Annotated in this window: 14 protein-coding genes; 10 read left to right on the plus strand and 4 right to left on the minus strand. The window is 74.8% G+C overall.

Annotated elements, in window-relative coordinates:
* Positions 1 to 160 precede the first annotated feature (160 nt).
* From ACPU2J_RS02410 to katG, 7 genes are all read left to right on the plus strand, one after another.
* Positions 161 to 838, plus strand: coding sequence for a response regulator transcription factor (locus tag ACPU2J_RS02410; RefSeq protein WP_420082516.1), 678 nt, complete (start codon positions 161 to 163; stop codon positions 836 to 838).
* 4 nt (positions 839 to 842) lie between these two features.
* Entirely contained in the window at positions 843 to 2111 is a 1269-nt protein-coding gene (locus ACPU2J_RS02415; RefSeq protein ID WP_423832634.1) for a sensor histidine kinase, read from the plus strand.
* A gap of 153 nt (positions 2112 to 2264) precedes the next feature.
* Positions 2265 to 3050, plus strand: coding sequence for an ABC transporter ATP-binding protein (locus ACPU2J_RS02420; protein WP_423832635.1), 786 nt, complete (start codon positions 2265 to 2267; stop codon positions 3048 to 3050).
* Between the two features lie 76 nt (positions 3051 to 3126).
* Positions 3127 to 5688, plus strand: coding sequence for an ABC transporter permease (locus ACPU2J_RS02425; protein ID WP_420081943.1), 2562 nt, complete (start codon positions 3127 to 3129; stop codon positions 5686 to 5688).
* A 64-nt stretch (positions 5689 to 5752) separates the two neighbouring features.
* Positions 5753 to 7831 carry a DUF4139 domain-containing protein gene (locus ACPU2J_RS02430; RefSeq protein ID WP_420081942.1) on the plus strand — a complete coding sequence of 693 codons (2079 nt, stop codon included), beginning with the start codon at positions 5753 to 5755 and terminating at the stop codon, positions 7829 to 7831.
* A 6-nt stretch (positions 7832 to 7837) separates the two neighbouring features.
* Positions 7838 to 9403: a DUF4139 domain-containing protein gene (locus ACPU2J_RS02435; protein WP_420081941.1), complete on the plus strand. Its 1566-nt coding sequence runs from the start codon at positions 7838 to 7840 to the stop codon at positions 9401 to 9403.
* Between the two features lie 262 nt (positions 9404 to 9665).
* Positions 9666 to 11855: a catalase/peroxidase HPI gene (gene katG, locus ACPU2J_RS02440; protein ID WP_420081940.1), complete on the plus strand. Its 2190-nt coding sequence runs from the start codon at positions 9666 to 9668 to the stop codon at positions 11853 to 11855.
* A gap of 107 nt (positions 11856 to 11962) precedes the next feature.
* On the opposite strand, the gene ACPU2J_RS02445 is transcribed toward katG, so the two are convergent.
* Positions 11963 to 13027, minus strand: coding sequence for a YncE family protein (locus tag ACPU2J_RS02445; protein ID WP_420081939.1), 1065 nt, complete (start codon positions 13025 to 13027; stop codon positions 11963 to 11965).
* Between the two features lie 128 nt (positions 13028 to 13155).
* Between ACPU2J_RS02445 and ACPU2J_RS02450 the strand changes: the two genes are divergently transcribed.
* The 3 genes from ACPU2J_RS02450 (at position 13156) to ACPU2J_RS02460 (ending at position 15626) form a co-directional block, all read left to right on the plus strand.
* Entirely contained in the window at positions 13156 to 14100 is a 945-nt protein-coding gene (locus tag ACPU2J_RS02450; protein ID WP_423832636.1) for a LysR family transcriptional regulator, read from the plus strand.
* A 9-nt stretch (positions 14101 to 14109) separates the two neighbouring features.
* Positions 14110 to 14652 carry a GNAT family N-acetyltransferase gene (locus tag ACPU2J_RS02455; RefSeq protein WP_420081937.1) on the plus strand — a complete coding sequence of 181 codons (543 nt, stop codon included), beginning with the start codon at positions 14110 to 14112 and terminating at the stop codon, positions 14650 to 14652.
* 107 nt (positions 14653 to 14759) lie between these two features.
* The gene (locus tag ACPU2J_RS02460; protein WP_420081936.1) at positions 14760 to 15626 is read left to right on the plus strand and encodes an AraC family transcriptional regulator; all 867 of its coding nucleotides are present in this window, start codon (positions 14760 to 14762) and stop codon (positions 15624 to 15626) included.
* 62 nt (positions 15627 to 15688) lie between these two features.
* On the opposite strand, the gene ACPU2J_RS02465 is transcribed toward ACPU2J_RS02460, so the two are convergent.
* The 3 genes from ACPU2J_RS02465 to ACPU2J_RS02475 form a co-directional block, all read right to left on the minus strand.
* Positions 15689 to 16270, minus strand: coding sequence for a GNAT family N-acetyltransferase (locus ACPU2J_RS02465; RefSeq protein ID WP_423832637.1), 582 nt, complete (start codon positions 16268 to 16270; stop codon positions 15689 to 15691).
* A 152-nt stretch (positions 16271 to 16422) separates the two neighbouring features.
* Positions 16423 to 17076: a DUF4360 domain-containing protein gene (locus tag ACPU2J_RS02470; RefSeq protein WP_365492560.1), complete on the minus strand. Its 654-nt coding sequence runs from the start codon at positions 17074 to 17076 to the stop codon at positions 16423 to 16425.
* 60 nt (positions 17077 to 17136) lie between these two features.
* Positions 17137 to 17781, minus strand: a complete 645-nt coding sequence (locus tag ACPU2J_RS02475) for a DUF4360 domain-containing protein (protein WP_420081934.1) — start codon at positions 17779 to 17781, stop codon at positions 17137 to 17139.
* Positions 17782 to 18205 lie beyond the last annotated feature (424 nt).

Genomic DNA, 18205 nt, shown 5'->3' on the forward strand with positions numbered 1-18205 from the left:
CCGGGACGGGCCCGTGGCCTGCCGTATCGTTCCCTCGGGTCCCCGGTCCGCGCACGGACCCCGACACGCCCGAAAAGGAGTCCGCCCCGTGTCCTCGTCCGCTCCCGCCCCTGCCGCGCCGCGCCCGGTCCGCGTGCTGCTGGTCGAGGACGACGAGCTGATGCGCCACTCCTTCACCGTCGCCCTGGAACGCTACGGCTACGAGATGCACTCCGCGGCCGACGGCCTCACCGGACTGGAACTCTTCCGCGACGAGGCGTTCGACCTGCTGGTCCTGGACGTGATGCTGCCCGGCCTGGACGGCATCGGGCTCTGCCGCCGGGTGCGCGAGACCAGCCTCGTGCCGGTCCTGATGATGTCCGCCCGCGGTGACGGCCTGGACGTGGTCGCGGGCCTGGAGGCCGGTGCGGACGACTACGTGGTCAAGCCCGTCGACACCTACGTCCTCGTGGCCCGCATCCGTTCCCTGCTGCGCCGTGCGACCTACGCGCCGGTCCCGGCGGCGCACGAGGGCACTGGCCCCGAGGAGCCGCCGGCCGGGCCCGCCGCGGAGGATCTGCTGGTCTTCGGCGATCTGGCCATCGACACCGGGGGCCTGGAGGTGACCCTCGCCGGGGCCCCGGTGGCCCTGACCCCCACCGAGCTGAAGCTGCTGCTGGAGTTCGCCGCGCACCCCGGCGTCGTACGGGAGCGGCACACCCTGCTGCGCGAGGTCTGGGACTACGGGTGGGACGGCGACAGCCGGGTCGTCGACCTGTGCGTGCAGCGGCTGCGCCGGAAGGTGGGCCGCGACCGGATCGAGACGGTCCGCGGCTTCGGCTACAAGTTCCGGCGCTGATCCCGTGCCCGTCCCCCGCCGGCCCCGCCCCTCCCGCGGCCTGCCCCGCCCCTCCCTGCGCCGGAAGATCGCCGCCCTGGCCGCCGCCACGGCCTGCCTGGTCGCGGTGACGGTGGGCGTACTGGTCCACGTGTGGACCGCGCACGACATCCGCGACCGGGCCCGGATGCGCGCGTTCAACGACGTGTACGCGGCCATGGAGACCTACCGGCGCACCGGCACGCTGCCGGACGGCGCCGAGCTCGACCCCGAGGGCCTGCCGACCGCGTTGCGCAGCCCGGCGGACGGCTCCCGGCGCACGGCCTACGACGGATACGTCGAGAACAACGTGGGGCCGAGCGTCTGGGGCGCCCAGCGGGTCGCGGGGCCCGGGAGCCCGGTGCTGGCCGTCCAGGTCAACATGAGCGCGGAGCTCCACGGCCTGCGCCGGCTGGACGCGAGCATGGCGGTGGCCTCGCTGGCCGCCCTCGCCGCCGCCGTGCCGCTGGCCGTCTACGGGGCGGGACTGCTCGGCCGCCGGCTGCGCCGGGTCTCCGACACCGCGGTCCGGATCGCCGGCGGCGACCTCGACGCGCGGACCGGACCGGTCGGGGGCGGCGACGAGGTGGTCGGCATCGCCGCCACCGTCGACCTCATGGCGGAGAGCCTCGGCCACCGGCTGCGCGCCGAACGCCGTTTCACCGCCGACGTCGCCCACGAACTGCGCACCCCCGTCGGCGGTCTGCTCGCCGCGACCGACCTGCTGCCGCCCGGGGAGACCGAGGACCTGATCAGGGCCCGGGTGCGCGATCTGCGCGGCCTGGTGGAGGACCTGCTGGAGATCTCCCGGCTGGACGCGGGCGCCGAGCAGCCCGTCCGTACGCACGTGCCGCTGGGTGAGGTCGTCCGGGCCGCCGCGGCGCGCACCGGACTCGGCGCGGAGGTCACCGTCACGGACGGGGGTTCGGGGGACGCCACGGTCGAGACCGACCCGCGCCGTCTCGAACGGATCGTCGGCAACCTCGTCGCCAACGCGCACCGGCACGGCTCGGCCCCGGTCGAGGTCGCCGTCGACGGGCACACGATCGTCGTGCGCGACCACGGGCCCGGCTTCCCCCCGGAGCTGCTGCGCGACGGCCCCCGCCGCTTCCACACGGGCGCGGCGGAGCGCGGCACCGGCCACGGGCTGGGTCTGACGATCGCCCTGGGCCAGGCCCGGCTGCTCGGCGCGGACCTGCTCCTGGGCAACGCCCCGGACGGCGGCGCCGTCGCCACCCTGCGCCTGCCGTCCTGAGGAAGGGTCTGGGCGGGGGCATGGCCGGTGGCGGCCGGGCAGAACCGCCGCACACCGGCGCGGAAACCGATACACGCCGGCCCAGGTCCCGATACACCGCCCGGACACCTTCGAAGTGCACCGATCCGCACTTCGCCGAGGAGTCCCCCGCCCGTGACCACCGCACCCTTCGACGCGTCCGCTCCGCGTCCGACGACCACCCCGACCGCCGCCTCCACCACCGGCCTGACGAAGTCCTACGGCAGCGGTGACACCCGTGTCGTGGCCCTGGACCGGGTCAGCATCGGCTTCCGGGAGGGCGAGTTCACCGCCATCATGGGGCCCTCCGGCTGCGGCAAGTCCACCCTGATGCACTGCGCCGCCGGGCTCGACGCCGCCGACTCCGGGTCGGTCCGCATCGGCACCACCGAACTGGGCGCGCTCGACGACCGGCAGCTCACCGCACTGCGGCGCGACCGCATCGGCTTCATCTTCCAGGCCTTCAACCTGCTGCCGACGCTGACGGCGCTGGAGAACATCACCCTGCCCCTGGCCATCGCCGGCCGCCGTCCCGACCCGGCCTGGCTGGAGCGGGTGGTCACCATGGCCGGGCTGTCCGGCCGCCTCGGGCACCGGCCGGGGCAGCTCTCCGGCGGGCAGCAGCAGCGGGTGGCCGTCGCCCGCGCCCTGGTGTCACGGCCCGCGATCGTCTTCGGCGACGAGCCCACCGGGAACCTCGACTCGCACACCGGGGCGGAGATCCTCGGCTTCCTGCGCGACTCCGTGCGCGAACTCGGCCAGACCGTGGTGATGGTGACGCACGATCCGGTCGCCGCGGGCTACGCGGACCGGGTGGTCTTCCTCTCCGACGGCCGGCTGGTCGACGAGATGGCCCGCCCCACCCCGGAGCGGGTCCTGGACCGGATGAAGGCCCTCGGCCCCGGCACCCCGGTGGGCTGACCGCTCGCGCCCCCGTACCACCGTCTCCCCGCCCCTCCCTGCCCCTCCCCGTCCCTCCACGTCCCGAAAGCCCTCCATGCTGAGAACAGCCCTGCGCAACGTCCTGGCCCACACGGCGCGTCTGGCCATGACCGTCCTCGCCGTCTGCCTGGGGGTCGCGTTCGTCTGCGGCACCCTCGTCTTCGCCGAGTCCTCCGCGGCCGCCCACCGGGCCGCCGCCTCCCGGGACTTCGCCGGCATCGCCCTCACCGTGACCCCGAAGGCCGCCGCGCCCGGTGCCGCGCCCGAGGAGGGCCCCGGCGTCCTCGACGACGCCCTCGTACGGAAGCTGGCCGGGATCCCCGGTGTCACCGTCCGCCCCTCCGTCGACGGCTCGGCGACCCTCAACACGGCGGACGGCAGGCCGCTGCGGGCCGGCAAGGCCTGGGCGAACCTGGCCGCCGCCCACCTGCCGGGCGAGGACGGCACCGACCGGCGCCATCCGCTGGTCGAAGGCCGTGCGCCCCGCACCGCGGACGAACTCGCCGTGGACCGCGGCACCGCCGACGCGGGCGGCTACCGGATCGGCGACACCGTCACCCTGGCCACCGACGGTCCCGTCCTGCACAAGCGGCTCGTCGGGATCGTCTCGACCCGGGACAGCCGGGTGACCGCCGGCGGCACGCTCGCCGTGTTCGACAGGGCGACCGCCCAGCAGCTCTTCTCCTCCCCGGGGCAGTACACCTCCGTGGACCTGTCGGCCGCACCCGGCACGGACCTGCGCCGGCTGTCCGAACAGGTCACCGCCGCCCTGCCCGCCGGCCGGGCCGAGACCACCAGCGGGGCCGCCCAGGCGGCACAACAGGCCGCCTACCTCGACACCCTGACGCGGGGCCACCGGAAGCTGCCGATGGTCTTCGCCGGGGTCTCGCTCTTCATCGGCTCGTTCCTCATCGTGAACACCTTCACCATGCTCGTCGCGCGGCGGACCCGTGAGATCGCCCTGCTCCGCGCCATCGGCGCCACCCGCCGCCAGGTGGTGCGCTCCGTCCTCTGGGAGGCCTTCCTCGTCGGCCTCGCCGCGTCGGCGGCCGGCTTCCTGCTCGGCCTGGGCATCGCCTCCGTCCTGCCCGCTCTCCTCAGCACCCCCGAGGACGTACTCCCGCGCGGCCCCCTCGTCATCGGGCCGCTCCCCGTCGTGGCGGCGCTCGCCGTGGGCGTCGGCGTGACGCTGCTCGCCGCCTGGCTGCCGTCCCGCAGGGCGGCGAAGGTGGCGCCCCTCGAAGCGCTGCGGGCGTCCGAGCGGCCTCCCGGCTCCGCCGCCGCACGGGCCCGGGCGGCGGCGGGAGCGCTCCTGCTCACCGCGGGCGGCGCCCTGCTGGTCTCGCTCACGCGGGCCGAGGACGCCTCCGAGGAGAACCTGCGCAGCGCTATGGCCGGCTGCGCCCTCCTCGTCGTGGCCCTCGTCCTGCTGGCACCGGCGCTCGCGGCTCCGGCCGTACGGCTGGTCGCGCCGCTGACCGACCGCTTCGGACTCGCCGGCCGGCTGGCCCGCCGGAACGCGCTGCGCGACCCGCGGCGCACCGCCGCCACCGCCTCCGCGCTGATGATCAGCACCGCGCTGGTGGCCGGACTGTCCGTCATCGGCCACTCCGGCGCCCGGGCCCTCGACCGGCAGGCGGCGGCCGGCCTCGCCGCCGACTACGTGATCGGCAGCCGCACCTCCATGACCTCCGTCGATCCCGCCGCCGAGCAGCGGGTGGCCGCCGTCCCCGGCGTGCGGACGGCGGTGGCCGTGGCCGACTCCGTCCTGTTCGGCGCCGGCGGGGTCCGGCCGATCGCGGGCGTCGACCCCGCCGGCGTCGGCGCCGTCATGCGGCTGGACTTCGCCGAGGGCTCCGCGAAGGACCTCGCGCCCGGCCGGATCGCCGTCTCCCGCAGCGTGGCCCGCGCACAGCACCTGGGCCTCGGCAGCCGCCTCGACGGCCGGATCGGCCGGGTCCAGGAACCGCGGACGTTCACCGTCGTCGGCGTCTACGAGGACAACCCCACCGCCGGCGACCTGCTGGGCGCCCGGTCCGAGGTCCAGCAGGACTCCTTCGTGCCCGGCTCGGTCCAGCGGGTCCTCGTCCGCACCGAGGACGGCGCGGTGTCGCGGGCCACCGCCGACCGGCTGCGCGCCGCCGTCGGCAACAGCCCCCTGGTGCAGGTCAAGGACCGCGGGCAGATCGTGGCGGAGGCCGCAGGCTCCCTGGGCGAGCTGCTGACCCTGATGTACGGGCTGCTCGCGATCGGCGCCGTGATCTCCGCCCTCGGCATCGTCAACACCCTTGCCATGTCGGTCGCGGAGCGCACGCGGGAGATCGGCGTGCTGCGCGCCGTCGGCATGGACCGGGCCGGCATCCGCCGCACGGTCCGTCTGGAGGCGGTGACCGTCGCCGCCTTCGGCACCCTGCTGGGCCTGGCGGGCGGCCTGTTCGGCGCCTGGGCGGTCGGCTCGCTCGCGAGCGGGGCCCTGCCGCACTACTCCTTCGCGCCGCCCTGGGGGACGCTGCTGCTCGTGGTGCTGCTGTCCCTCGCCGTCGGAGCCGCGGCGGCCGCCTTTCCCGCCCGGCGGGCGGCCGCGCTGAGCCCGCTGGAGGCCGTCGCCCGGACGTGACGCACCGGCCCGGACCTGCGCAGCGTAGGCTTCGCTCAGCACGAACGCGACGGGGGCGGAGCACATGACGGTTGGTACGGCGCAGAGGTGGGCTTCGACCCTGGACTCGGTGGTGGTGTACGCGCAGGGCGCGCTCTGCCGCCGCCTGGTCCGGGGTGTGGTCCCGCCGGACGGCCGGGTACGGGTGACGGGGCTTCCCCGTTCGCTGGATCCCGGCTCGCTGCGGGCCGCGGTGCTCGGCACCTCCGGCACCCGGGTCACCGAGGCCCGCGTGGAGGTCGAGGCCGAACCGCTGGAGGCCGAGGACGCGCACGCGCTGCGGCGCGAGGTCGACCGGCTGCGGGAGGCGTGCGCCGCGTCGCGGGGCCGCCGGGACCGCCAGCGGGTCCTGATCGCGGAGACCGGTGCCCTGCGCCCGGTGCCTCCCGTGCCCGTGCCCGAGGACCCGCAGCACCGGCGCACCCCGGTCGACGCGTGGCTGGAGCTCGCTGACTTCGTCGAGGAACGGCTGACGGGCCTGCACGCCCGCCTCGTCGAGCTGGAGGAGGAGGTGCGCGGGGCCGAGCACGCGCTCGACGTCGCCACCGACCGCCTCGCCCGCGCCTCCACCGACGCACCGCAGGAGGACGTGGAGACCACCGTCTCCGCGCTCCTGACCCTCGACGTCACGGCGCCCGGCGCCGCCGGTTCCGAGGTCCGGCTGGAGCTGGAGTACGGAGTTCCGGGCGCCGTCTGGGTGCCGGCGTACCGACTGACGCACCGTCAGGGCGACGGCACCGGCGAGCTGGTGCTGCGCGCCTCGGTGGCCCAGCGCACCGGCGAGGACTGGACCGGCGTGCGCATCGCCCTGGCCACCGCCGACCTCCGGCGCCGTACCGACCTGCCGCGGCTGCGGTCCGTCCGCATCGGGCGTCGGCAGCCCGACCCGGCCCCGGCCGGCTGGCGCGAGCCTCCGGCCGGCCTCGCCGACCTGTTCGCCGGCTACCGGGCCGCGGGTCCCCGTACCGCCCCGCACGCACCCGCGGTCACCGCCTCCGCGCCCGTGGCTCCCCCGCCGCCCGTGCCGGCACCCGCGCCCCAGGCCTACGGCGCGCCGCCCACCGCCCCCGCGGCGCCCGGCGGACCGCCGCCCGGAGCCTTCGGCGGCGGCTCCCTTCCCGACCTCGCCCAGCCGATGCTGTCGCAGATGCCGGCCAGGCCCGGCGCCGGCCGGGGCTTCTCCGGCGCTCCGGCCGCCCGTGCCCGCGCGGCGGCGCCGTCCGCCCAGCCGTCCGCGCCGCGGCCCGCCCCCGCTCCGCTGCCGGGTCCGCCGCAGCCCAGCGGCGCGGAACTCGACTACGCCGCACTGGTCCTGGCCGGCCCCGACGAGTCGGCCGCCCGCCGGGGCCGGCTGTTCCCCGGTGCGTCCGCCGACCCGGTCGCGGCCGCCCAGCGGCGGCGCGCCGAGGCGGTGGGCGCGCTGCCGCTGCCCGGGTACGCCGTGCGGCCGCGCGAGTCGGCCGGCTCCTTCGACCACCGCTTCGACGCGGCGGCCCGCGCCGACATCCCCTCGGACGGCACCTGGCACACCGTCACCGTCGCGGAGATCCCGGTCGGCCTGCGCACCGAGTACCTGTGCGTGCCGTCCGTGGAGCCGGTCGTCTACGCGACGCTCGTGCTCTCCAACGCCACCGACCGGGCGCTGCTGGCCGGGCCCGTGGAGGTCAGCGTGGACGGCGACTTCCTGCTGACCGCGGCGCTGCCCACGCTCGCCCCGGGCGGCGTCAGCCGCGTGGGCCTCGGCCCGGCCGAGGGCGTCCGCGTCACCCGCCGGACCAGCCTGCTGGAGTCGACCGCGGGCCTGCGCAACAACACCACCGTGCTGGACCACCGCGTCCACGTGGAGCTGGCCAACCGGCTCGCGAGGCCCGTCACCGTCGAGGTCCGCGAGCGGGTGCCCGTCACCTCCGAGACGGACGTCCGCATCGAGGAGCGGGCCGACTGGACGACGCCCGAGCCCGGCGCCGGGCCGGAGCACCACACCCCGGGCACCCGTCTGTGGCGGGTGGACCTGCCCGCGGGCGGCACCACCGCCCTCGAAGGCCGCTACGAAATCCGCATACCGGCCGGCAAGGCCCTGGTCGGCGGCAACCGCAGGAGCTGACACACCATGTCCACGGCCCCGAAGCCGATCGCCCTCCCCGTCACAGCCGTCACCTGCCTGGAGGACCGCGCCCACGTCGAACGCACCGCCGTGCTCGACCTGGAGCCCGGCGTGCAGCGCCTGCGCCTGGGCCCCGTCAGCGCGCTGGCCGTCGACCGCACCCTGCACGCCGAGCTGACCGCCGACCACACCGCCACCGTCCTCGACGTACGGATCGTCCGCGACTGGACGCCGCGCGGCCCGGTGCCCTCGGCCGGCGAGGACTCCGCACTCCGTCTGCGCGTCCACGCCCTGGAGGAGGAACAGGGCACCCTGGGGCGGCGCCGCGACCGGCTGCACGCCCGTCTGGACCTGCTCGGCCGCCTCGCCGCCGACCTGCTCCGGGAGATCGGCGAGGGAGCCGGCTCCGGGGAGAGCGAAGGTCCGCGCTGGGCCCGCGAACTCGACCGGGTGGACCGGGAACGCGACACCCACGGCGAGCAACTGCGCACCGTGGAGGCCCGGCTGACCGACCTCGCGGACGAACTCGACCGCACGCGGCGTGCCATGACCCTCGCCGAGGAGGAACCGGCAGAGCTGGTCGGCCACATCGAGCTGACGGTGGAGTCCGCCGGGGCCGGCCCGGCCGGTCTGCGCCTGGGCCACCTCGTCCCGTGCGCACTCTGGCGCCCCGCCTACCGGGCCGTGCTCGACGCGGACGCGCTGACCCTGGAGACCGACGCCGTGGTCTGGCAGCGCACCGGCGAGGACTGGTCCGGCGTACGGCTGACCCTGTCCACGGCACGCTCCTCCCTCGCCACCGATCCGCCGCGGCTGGACGAGGACCGCCTGACGCTGAAGGACCGGACGGCGGCGGAGCGCCGCACGGTCGACGTGGAGCTGCGCGAGGAGGAGATCGGGGACCTCGGCCCGGCGACGCCGGTGGTCGGACTGCCCGGGGTGGACGACGGCGGGGAGGCGCGGGTGCTCGTCTCGCCCGCCCCGGTGTCCGTGCCGTCGGACGGGCGGGCGCACCGGGTGCCGGTGTCCGCGTTCACCACGGACGCGGGCAGCGAGTACGCCTGCGCGCCCGAGCTGTCGCCCCTGGTCACGCAGGTGGTGCGGTTCGAGAACCGGTCGGGGCACGCGCTGCTCGCCGGTCCCGTGGACCTGGTCCGCGGCAGCGGCTTCAGCGGGCGCGGGACGCTCGACTTCACCGCTCCGGGGGCCGCGGCCGAGCTGGCCTTCGGCAGCCGCGACGACCACCGGGTGGTCCGCGAGACCGAGGAGTCCCGCGACTCCTCGGGGTTCACCCAGCGCACGGTGGTCACGCGTACGGTCAGGCTGTCGCTGTCGCGGTTCTCCGCGCCCGGGGAGGAGGACGACCGGGTGGTCGTCCTGCGGGAGCGGATCCCGGTCTCCGAGGTGTCGGCGGTGGAGGTGCGGCTGCGCAAGGAGGCCTGTTCCCCGGCGCCCGACGCGGTCGACGACGAGGGCATCGTCCGCTGGGACCTGGCGCTGCCCCCGGGCGGCCACCGCGCCGTCACCCTGGTGTACGAGCTGTCGGCGAGCGGCAAGGTGGCCGGCCTCTGACCACGTCCGGCGGACACCCGCCGGACGTGCCGCGGCACGAAATTGCGATCATCCGAATTCCTTCTGCATTCCACTGAATTCCCGTCGCCGGAAAAGGCACCGGCACGCAGCCGCACGAGCCCTGCGTGTTCTCTCAGCTGTACGGCGGACTGTGCGCGACCATTTGGACGCCGAGTCGCGCGTCCGTGACACCGCAATACAGCGGTGTCACGGACGGGCGCCCCCGGCGGACGAAGACAGTGCGACAGGAAGAAGGACGGACGTGCCCGGCAGCGAAAGCGAGAACCCGGCAATCCCCTCCCCGGCCCCCGCGCCGGACCGCCCCAGGACGAACCGCGACTGGTGGCCGAACCAGCTGGACCTCCAGGTCCTCCACCAGCACGCGGCGCAGGCCTCCCCGATGGACGAGGGCTTCGACTACGCGGCAGAGTTCGCGAAGCTGGACGTCGACGCGCTGAAGCGGGACGTCTTCGAGGTGATGACGGCCTCGCAGGACTGGTGGCCCGCGGACTACGGGCACTACGGACCGCTCTTCATCCGGATGAGCTGGCACGCGGCGGGCACGTACCGCATCGAGGACGGGCGGGGCGGCGGCGGCTCCGGCGCCCAGCGCTTCGCGCCCCTCAACAGCTGGCCGGACAACGCCAGCCTGGACAAGGCGCGCCGACTGCTGTGGCCGGTGAAGCAGAAGTACGGTCAGCGGATCTCCTGGGCCGACCTGCTCGTCTTCGCCGGAAACTGCGCGATGGAATCCATGGGCTTCAAGACCTTCGGATTCGGATTCGGGCGCGAGGACATCTGGGAGCCGGAGGAGATCTTCTGGGGACCGGAGGACGCCTGGCTCGGGGACCAGCGCTACAGCGGCGACCGCGAACTCTCCGGTCCTTTCGGCGCCGTGCAGATGGGACTGATCTACGTCAACCCGGAGGGTCCGAACGGGAACCCGGACCCCGTCGCCGCGGCCCGGGACATCCGCGAGACCTTCGGGCGCATGGCGATGAACGACGAGGAGACGGTCGCCCTCATCGTCGGCGGCCACACCTTCGGCAAGTGCCACGGCGCGGTCGACCCGAGCTACCTGGGCCCCGAGCCGGAGGCCGCCCCCGTCGAGCAGCAGGGCCTCGGCTGGAAGAACACCTACGGCACCGGCTCGGGCGTCGACGCCCTCACCAGCGGGCTGGAGGGCGCCTGGACCACCGAGCCGACCAAGTGGGACAACGGCTACCTGGACAACCTGTTCCGCTACGAGTGGGAGCTGACGACCAGCCCGGCCGGGGCGAAGCAGTGGACGCCCACGGACCCGGCGGCCCGGGACACCGTGCCGGACGCGCACGACCCGTCGAAGCGGCACGCCCCCATGATGCTGACGACGGACCTCTCGCTGAAGCTGGACCCGGTCTACGGGCCCATCGCCAGGAGCTTCCACGAGAACCCGGAGAAGCTGGCGGACGCGTTCGCCCGGGCCTGGTACAAGCTGCTGCACCGTGACATGGGGCCGGTCTCCCGCTACCTCGGCCCGTGGATCCCCGAGCCGCAGCTGTGGCAGGACCCGGTCCCCGCGGTCGACCACGAGCTCGTGGGAGGCGGGGAGGTCGCCGCCCTCAAGGGCACCGTCCTGGCGTCGGGCCTGTCCCTCTCCCAGCTGGTCACCACCGCGTGGGCCTCGGCCGCGAGCTTCCGCGGCACCGACAAGCGCGGCGGGGCCAACGGGGCGCGGATCCGTCTGGCGCCGCAGAAGGACTGGCAGTCCAACGCCCTGCCGGAGGTGTCCGACACGGTGGCGGCGCTGGAGCGGATCCAGCAGGACTTCAACGGCGGGCAGACGGGCGGGAAGAAGATCTCCCTCGCCGACCTGATCGTCCTGGGCGGCTGCGCCGCCGTGGAGCAGGCCGCGAAGAACGCCGGGCACGACATCACGGTGCCCTTCGCTCCGGGCCGCACGGACGCCTCGCAGGACCTGACCGACGTCGAGTCGTTCGCGGTGCTCGAACCCCACGCGGACGGGTTCCGCAACTACCTGCGGGCCGGGGAGAAGCTGTCCCCGGAGACGCTGCTGCTCGACCGGGCCAACATGCTGACCCTGACCGCTCCCGAGATGACCGTCCTCATCGGCGGCATGCGGGTCCTGGACACCGGTTTCGAGGGATCCCGGCACGGTGTCCTCACCGACCGCCCCGGCACACTGACGAACGACTTCTTCGTGAACCTGCTCGACATGGGGACCGAGTGGAAGGCGTCCGCCACGGCGGAGAACGTGTTCGAGGGCCGCGACGCCTCCACCGGCGAGTTCAGGTGGTCGGCCACCGCCGTGGACCTCGTCTTCGGCGCCAACTCCCAGCTCCGCGCCCTCGCGGAGGTCTACGGCTCCGCGGACGCCGGGGCCAAGTTCGTCCGTGACTTCGTCGCGGCCTGGGACAAGGTGATGACCCTGGACCGCTTCGACCTGGCCTGACCGGCCCCGACGGGCCACCTCCCCGCGTCCCGGCCGGCCGCTGTCCGGCCGGCCGGGACGCGAGGGAATCCGGTGCGGACGCGGCCGGGGCGCGGGTGGACGTCCCCTCAGGCGCCGGGGGCCGGGACGTAGGCGAGTCCGTGGGCCCCCGCCTCCCCCGTGCGGTCGACGTGGAGGGTGGCCACCGGCACCGTCCTCGCCAGGTCCACCACCGTCACGGTGCTGGAGGTCACCGCGGCGACGTAGGCGTGCCGGCCGTCCGGCGAGGAGGTGATCGTCAGGGGGAAGGCCCCCACCTCCACGCTGCCGCGTTCGCTGCCGTCCGGCCCGTACACGTGCAGCAGGCCCGGCGCCTGGCCGCCGAGTCCCGGCCCGCCCGCCGGCATACGCAGTTCACCGGCGAGGACCAGGTCCGTGGACGTGACGTGCACGGGGAAGACGAAGCCGTCCGTACGGTGGGTGCGGAGGACGGCTCCCGAGGCGGCGTCGACCACGCGCACCCCGGCCCCGGGCACCGCGCCCGGCACCCCGAAGTCGCCCTTGGGGGCGGCCGCGTAGACGTACCGCCCGTCACGTGAGACCGCGATGCCCTCGCTCCCCGGTACGGGGATCCGGCCGACCGGACCCGTGCCGTCGGTGGCGACGGACGAGAGGAACGTCGCCTCCTTGTTCGCGGTGTACGCGCGGCCGCCGTCCGGGCCGAGCGCGAACCAGTGCGGGCCGGGCGCCGCGACCGGCACCCGGCGCACGGGGGCGAGGGAGTCCGCGTCCAGCGCGAGCAGCGCCCCCTCCCGCGTGCCGTGACCCTCCACGCTCACCCACAGCAGGTCGCCCGAGGGGTCGAGGGCGATGCCGTGCGGCGCGCGTTCCGGGGAGAGGTCGAGGACGTCGACGATCCTGCGCCGGTCCGCGTCGATCACCACGAGCTCGTGCGCCTGGCCCGTGTGGGCGTGGTAGTAGCCGGAGCGGTAGGTGACGGTGGCGTAGAGCCGGCGCCGGACCGGGTCGAAGCAGAGCTCGTGCGGCTCGCCCGGGACCTCCAGCACGCCGAGCCGGCGGTGGTCCGTCGCGTCGAAGAAGGTGACCGTGGCCCCGGTCTGGCTCGCCACGGCGAGGACGTCCCCGTTCCCGGGGCGCGGGGTGGCAGTGGTGTGTGCGGTGTTCTGTGTCATGGCCCCGAGCCTGCGGGGCCTTGCCGATTGACTCCAGTGCACAATGGACAAGGTGTCATTGCGTCAGGCGGAATGACACTGGTCGCCCGGGGGACGGGCCGACCGGCGTGTGAGGGGGGACACAGCCCGTGGACGGGATCGGCAGACAGCTGGACCTCAATCTGCTCGTGGCCCTCGACGCCCTGCTGGAGGAGGAGAGCGTCACCGCGGCGGCCGCCCGCCTGCACGTCTCGGCGCCCGCCATGAGCCGGACGCTGGGCCGGATCCGTGCCGCCCTGGGCGATCCCGTCCTCGTGCGCGCCGGGAGGCGGCTCGTCCCGACCCCGCGCGCCGTGGAGCTCCGCCCGCGGGTGCGCGCCCTCGTCAGCCAGGCGCACGCGCTGCTGGTCCCCGAGCCGGTGACCGACCCGGCGCTGCTGGCACGGGAGTTCACCGTCCAGGCGGGCGAGGCGGTGCTGGTGGGGCTCGCGCCGCGGCTGGTCGCCGCCGTCGCCGGGCAGGCCCCGGGCGTCACCCTGCGCTTCATGCCCGAGGCCTGGGAGGGGACCCCGGCCCTGCGCGAAGGACGGCTGGACCTGGAGATCGGCGTCATCGGCCACGCCGATCCGGAGACCCGCGTCGAGGCGCTCGGCCGGACCCGCGTCCTGGGCGCCGTACGAGCCGGCCACCCCCTCGCCGCACGGACGGCGGTCAGCGCCCGGGCCTTCGCCGCGGCCGACCACATCGGGGTGTCGCGGCAGGGGCGGGTCCGGGGTCCGATCGACGACCGGCTGGCCGAACTGGGCCTGCGACGCCGGGTGGTGGCCGTCGTGCCGGGCTGGTGCGCCGCGCTCCTGCTGTGCCGGGAATCGGACCTCGTCGGCCTGGTGCCGGCCGACTCCGCGGCGTATCACCGGGAGGTGCTCGGTTTGAGCACGTTCGAGATCCCGCTGGAACTGCCCCCGCTGACCGTCGGCATGGCCTGGCACCCGCGCAACGACGCCGACCCCGGGCACCTCTGGCTCCGCGACCGCGTCCGCGAAGCGTGGACGGGCCGCCAAATCGGTTTGCCGCCCTCCCGCCCGGTCGGATAGGAAGCTCGCATGCTGCGAGGTGACAAGGTCGGGCTGCGGGCCCGGCACGACGAGGACGTCCCGGTCCTGCGGACCGAGCTCTACGATGACGTGGTCAACGCGTCGCGGGCCGAGAGCGCCCCGTGGCGGCCGCTGACGCCCGGCACGAAGGACCCGCGGCTCGTCGTGGACGAGAAGGCGCAGGGGTACGTGCCCTTCTCCGTGGTCGAGCTGGAGGGCGGGACCCTGGTCGGCGAGGCGACCCTCTGGGGGATCGACAACCACAACCGGTTCGCGCACCTCGGCCTGGGGCTGCTGCCGTCCTGCCGCGGCAAGGGGTACGGCACCGACGTCGTCGCCGTGCTGTGCCACTACGGCTTCGTCGTGCGCGGACTGCACCGGCTGCAGGTCGAGACCCTGGCGGACAACGCGGCGATGCTGCGGGCCGCCGAACGCAACGGCTTCGTCCGCGAGGGCGTCCTGCGGTCCTCCGCCTGGGTGATGGGCGAGTTCCTGGACGAGGTGCTGCTCGGGCTGCTCGCCCGCGACTGGGCGCCGGGCCGGGGGGCGTGACCCGCCGGTCCCCCGTCCCGCGCACCCGACCGGAACGGGCACGAGATGTCGGGTCCGCCCGTGGCCCCCGCTCCTAACGTGAGCAGCGGAAAGGGAAGGAGGCCCGGGTGCTGGAGCGGTTGAACCAGGCCATGGAGCACATCGAGAGCCGCCTCGACCAGCGGATCGAGGCGGCCGACCTGGCCAGGATCGCGGTGACGTCGGAGTACCACTTCCGGCGGCTGTTCTCCGCCCTGGCGGGAATGCCGTTGTCGGAGTACGTCCGGCGCCGGCGGCTGACCGTCGCGGGTGCCGAGGTGCTCGCGGGCGAGCGGACCCTGCTGGAGATCGCGGTGCGGTACGGCTACACCTCCGGGGAGGCGTTCGCGCGCGCGTTCCGCGCCATGCACGGCGTCGGCCCCGGCGAGGTCAGGCGGGCCGGTGCGCGGCTGCAGTCACAGCCCCGGATGTCCTTCCGTCTCGTCGTGGAAGGGAGCAGCAGCATGCAGTACCGGATCGTGGAGAAGGACGCGTTCCGTGTCGTGGGGCTCAGGGCCCGGGTCCCCCTCGTGCACGAGGGCATGAACCCGGCCATCGCCTCGTTCATCAGGGGGATCGACCCGGAGACGGTGCGGCGCATCGAGAGCCTCTCCGACCAGGATCCGCAGGGGATCCTCTCGGCGAGCGACAAGCTCGACGGCAGCCGCGCCGAGGGCACCGAACTCGACTACTACCACGGGGTGGTGACGGGCGCCGAGGCTCCCGAGGACCTGGACGCCCTCGCCGTCCCGGCCGGGACCTGGGCGGTCTTCGAGAGCTCCGGGGCCTTCCCGCAGACGCTGCAGTACATGTGGCGGGACGTGTTCACCCAGTGGTTCCCGTCGAACCCCTACCGCAGCCGGCCGGGGCCCGAGATCCTGCGGACCCGGCTGTCGGCGGACGGGGCCCGGGCGGACGCCGAGCTGTGGATCCCGGTGGAGCGCTCCACGCTCTGAGGCCGCCCGGAGCCGCCCGTCCCCGGTCCCCGGACCCGGGGCGGGAGGCTCCGGCGGATCCGTCAGCGCAGGTCCAGCCGCATCAGGACACGGGGGTGGCCCGCCAGCACCGAGGTGGTGGCCGCGGCGCGGGTGAATCCGGCCCGCTCGAAGTTCGCGCGGATCCCCGGGTACGCCATGGTCGTGTCGGCCCGGTCCCCGCCGCCGGGCGGCAGGTCCAGGGGGTAGGCCTCGATCGCCGGGGCGCCCTGCGCGCGGGCGAAGTCGACCGCGCCGGCGATCAGGGCGTGCGAGATCCCCTTGCCCCGGTGGCCGGGGCGGACCCGGATGCACCACAGGCACCAGACCGGGAGGTCGTCCACGTGCGGGATGGTGCGGCTGCGTGCGTACGCGGTGTCCGCGCGGGGGGCCACCGCGGCCCAGCCCACGGCCTCGTCGCCCTCGCGGGCGATGACCCCGGGCGGCGGGTCGGCGCGGCAGAGCCCGGCCACGTACTCCCCGCGGGCCGGGCCTCGGAGGGCCTTGTTCCGCGCGGAGGGGAGCCGGTGGCTCAGGCACCAGCAGACGTCGGCCCCGGGCGACTTCGGACCGAGCACGGCATGGACGTCACCGAATACCGATGCCGGGCGAACTGTGACCACCATGGGGCCACGATGCCATGCCGGCCGCCCCGGACCCGCCACGGCCGCCTTCGCGCCGCCGCGGCCCGGGGCGCCCGGGCGGCTGCCGCCGCCGTCCCGTGCGCACGGGCCCGGCGGGGGCGCGTACGGCGGGCGGCGGCGGGAGCGGCGCGGGCTCAGGGGGTCGGACAGACCCGCCAGGCGAGGTGGTACAGGGTGCTGACGCTCGCGTCGGTGGAGTCCATCGCCATGAAGCTGGTGGTCTGCGGATTGGACGTGCCGGCATTCACGCGGAGTTCCGTGTTGATGTTGAAATTGCGTTTTTCGCCGCACGGCGCCCAGACGAGATCGGCGTACTCCGTCCTGTCCGTCGCCTGCCAGTTGTCGTTCAGCGGCCCGTTGAACGTGTGGGTCCGCTGGGAGGTCTGCGGCATTCCCTGGAAGTAGTAGTTCGCGCGTTCCTGCCCCCATGCCCCGGGCTGGAGGAACGCGAATCCCCGGTAATCCGCCTGGACGATGGCGTAGGTGAATCCGGAGGGGACGTGCACGCGGAGATTGAGCTGGCAGTTCTTGCGGAATGCGGTGGGCGGGGCGCCCGGGCCGACCTGGGCCAGGTATTCACTGTAGGTGACGGTAAAAGCAGTGTTGTCCGGGGCGACGGCGACCTCCGCGGTGCCCTCGCGACAGCCGGATCCGTTGACGGTGGCGAGTTCGATCACGATCTTGTCGGGCGGCGCGACGATCGGGGAGGGGACGCCGGCGGCTCCGGCCGGGGTCGCGGTGGCGATCAGGGCGGCGGCGGCACCCGCCGCGAGCAGGGCACGGGACAGGGAAGCGGACATCGTTGTCACTCCTGGCTGTGGGTCGGGATTCCTGCGCTCACCACCGCGTCAGGCCGCGGGACAGTGCTTCCACTCGAAGTGGTAGATCGTGCTGACGCTGCCGTCCGTGGAGTCCATGCTCATGAAGCTGAGCGCCTGCGGGCTGGACGTTCCCGCGTAGACCCGCAGTTCGGTGTTGACGTTGAGGTTGCGCTCCTCGCCGCACGGGGCCCAGACCAGGTCGGAGTACTCCGTCTGGTCGCTCGCCTGCCAGTTGTCGCTGTACGGGCCGTTGAACTGGTGGGTCGAGCGGGCCGTCTGGGCCATGCCCTGGAAGTAGTAGTTCGCGCGCTCCTGCCCGAAGGCGCCGCGCTGGAGGTGGGCGAAGCCCCGGTAGTCGGCGCGGGCGATCGCGTAGGTGAAGCCCTGGGGCACGTGCACCTGGAGGGCGAGCTGGCAGTTCTTGCGGAACTCGGTGCCGCCGGAGCCGGCCCCGGTCTGGGCGAGGTAGTTGCTGTACGTGACGGTGAACGCGGTGTTGTCGGAGGCCGTGGCCACGGAGGCGGTCCCCTGGGGACAGCCCGAGCCATTGACCCCGACGACGTCCACGGTGATTCTTCCGGGCGGCGTGGGGCCGTTGTCCGCATGGGCGGGCAGGGTCAGCGCGGACAGGGCGGCGACCGCGGCGGCGACGGCTGTTCTGCGAAGTGCCATCCGGTTGTCTCCATTCACTGGGGAAGCCCTCCGAATTTGGGCATGGACATGCCATCACGCGGCCCGGGCGGCGGGGAAGCGCTCGATATGGACAACACCCCCGAACCCTTCTCCGGCCCCGGCCGGTGGCCGGATCCGGAACCGCGGGGGAAACCCGCGCACGACCGCCCATCAGCCCCTCCCCCGCTCCGGAGGCCGGCCGCCGGGAATCCCCCGGGCGCCACATTGACCGGAACCCGCGAGCGACCGCCCCGGCCGCGGCACCGACGGGCGGACGCACCCGCTCCGTTCCGGCCGGTTCACTGCCCCCGGCCGTCGCGGCGACCCTCCGCACCCGCGCGGTGACGCTGGGCTCACCGGATCGTCGTGCGGAGGCACGGGGCGGCCGCCCCGCCGGGGATCCTCCCCTGTCGGAGCTGCGGCC

It is taken from the genome of Streptomyces manipurensis (assembly GCF_049570255.1).
Classification (GTDB): Bacteria; Actinomycetota; Actinomycetes; order Streptomycetales; family Streptomycetaceae; genus Streptomyces; species Streptomyces manipurensis.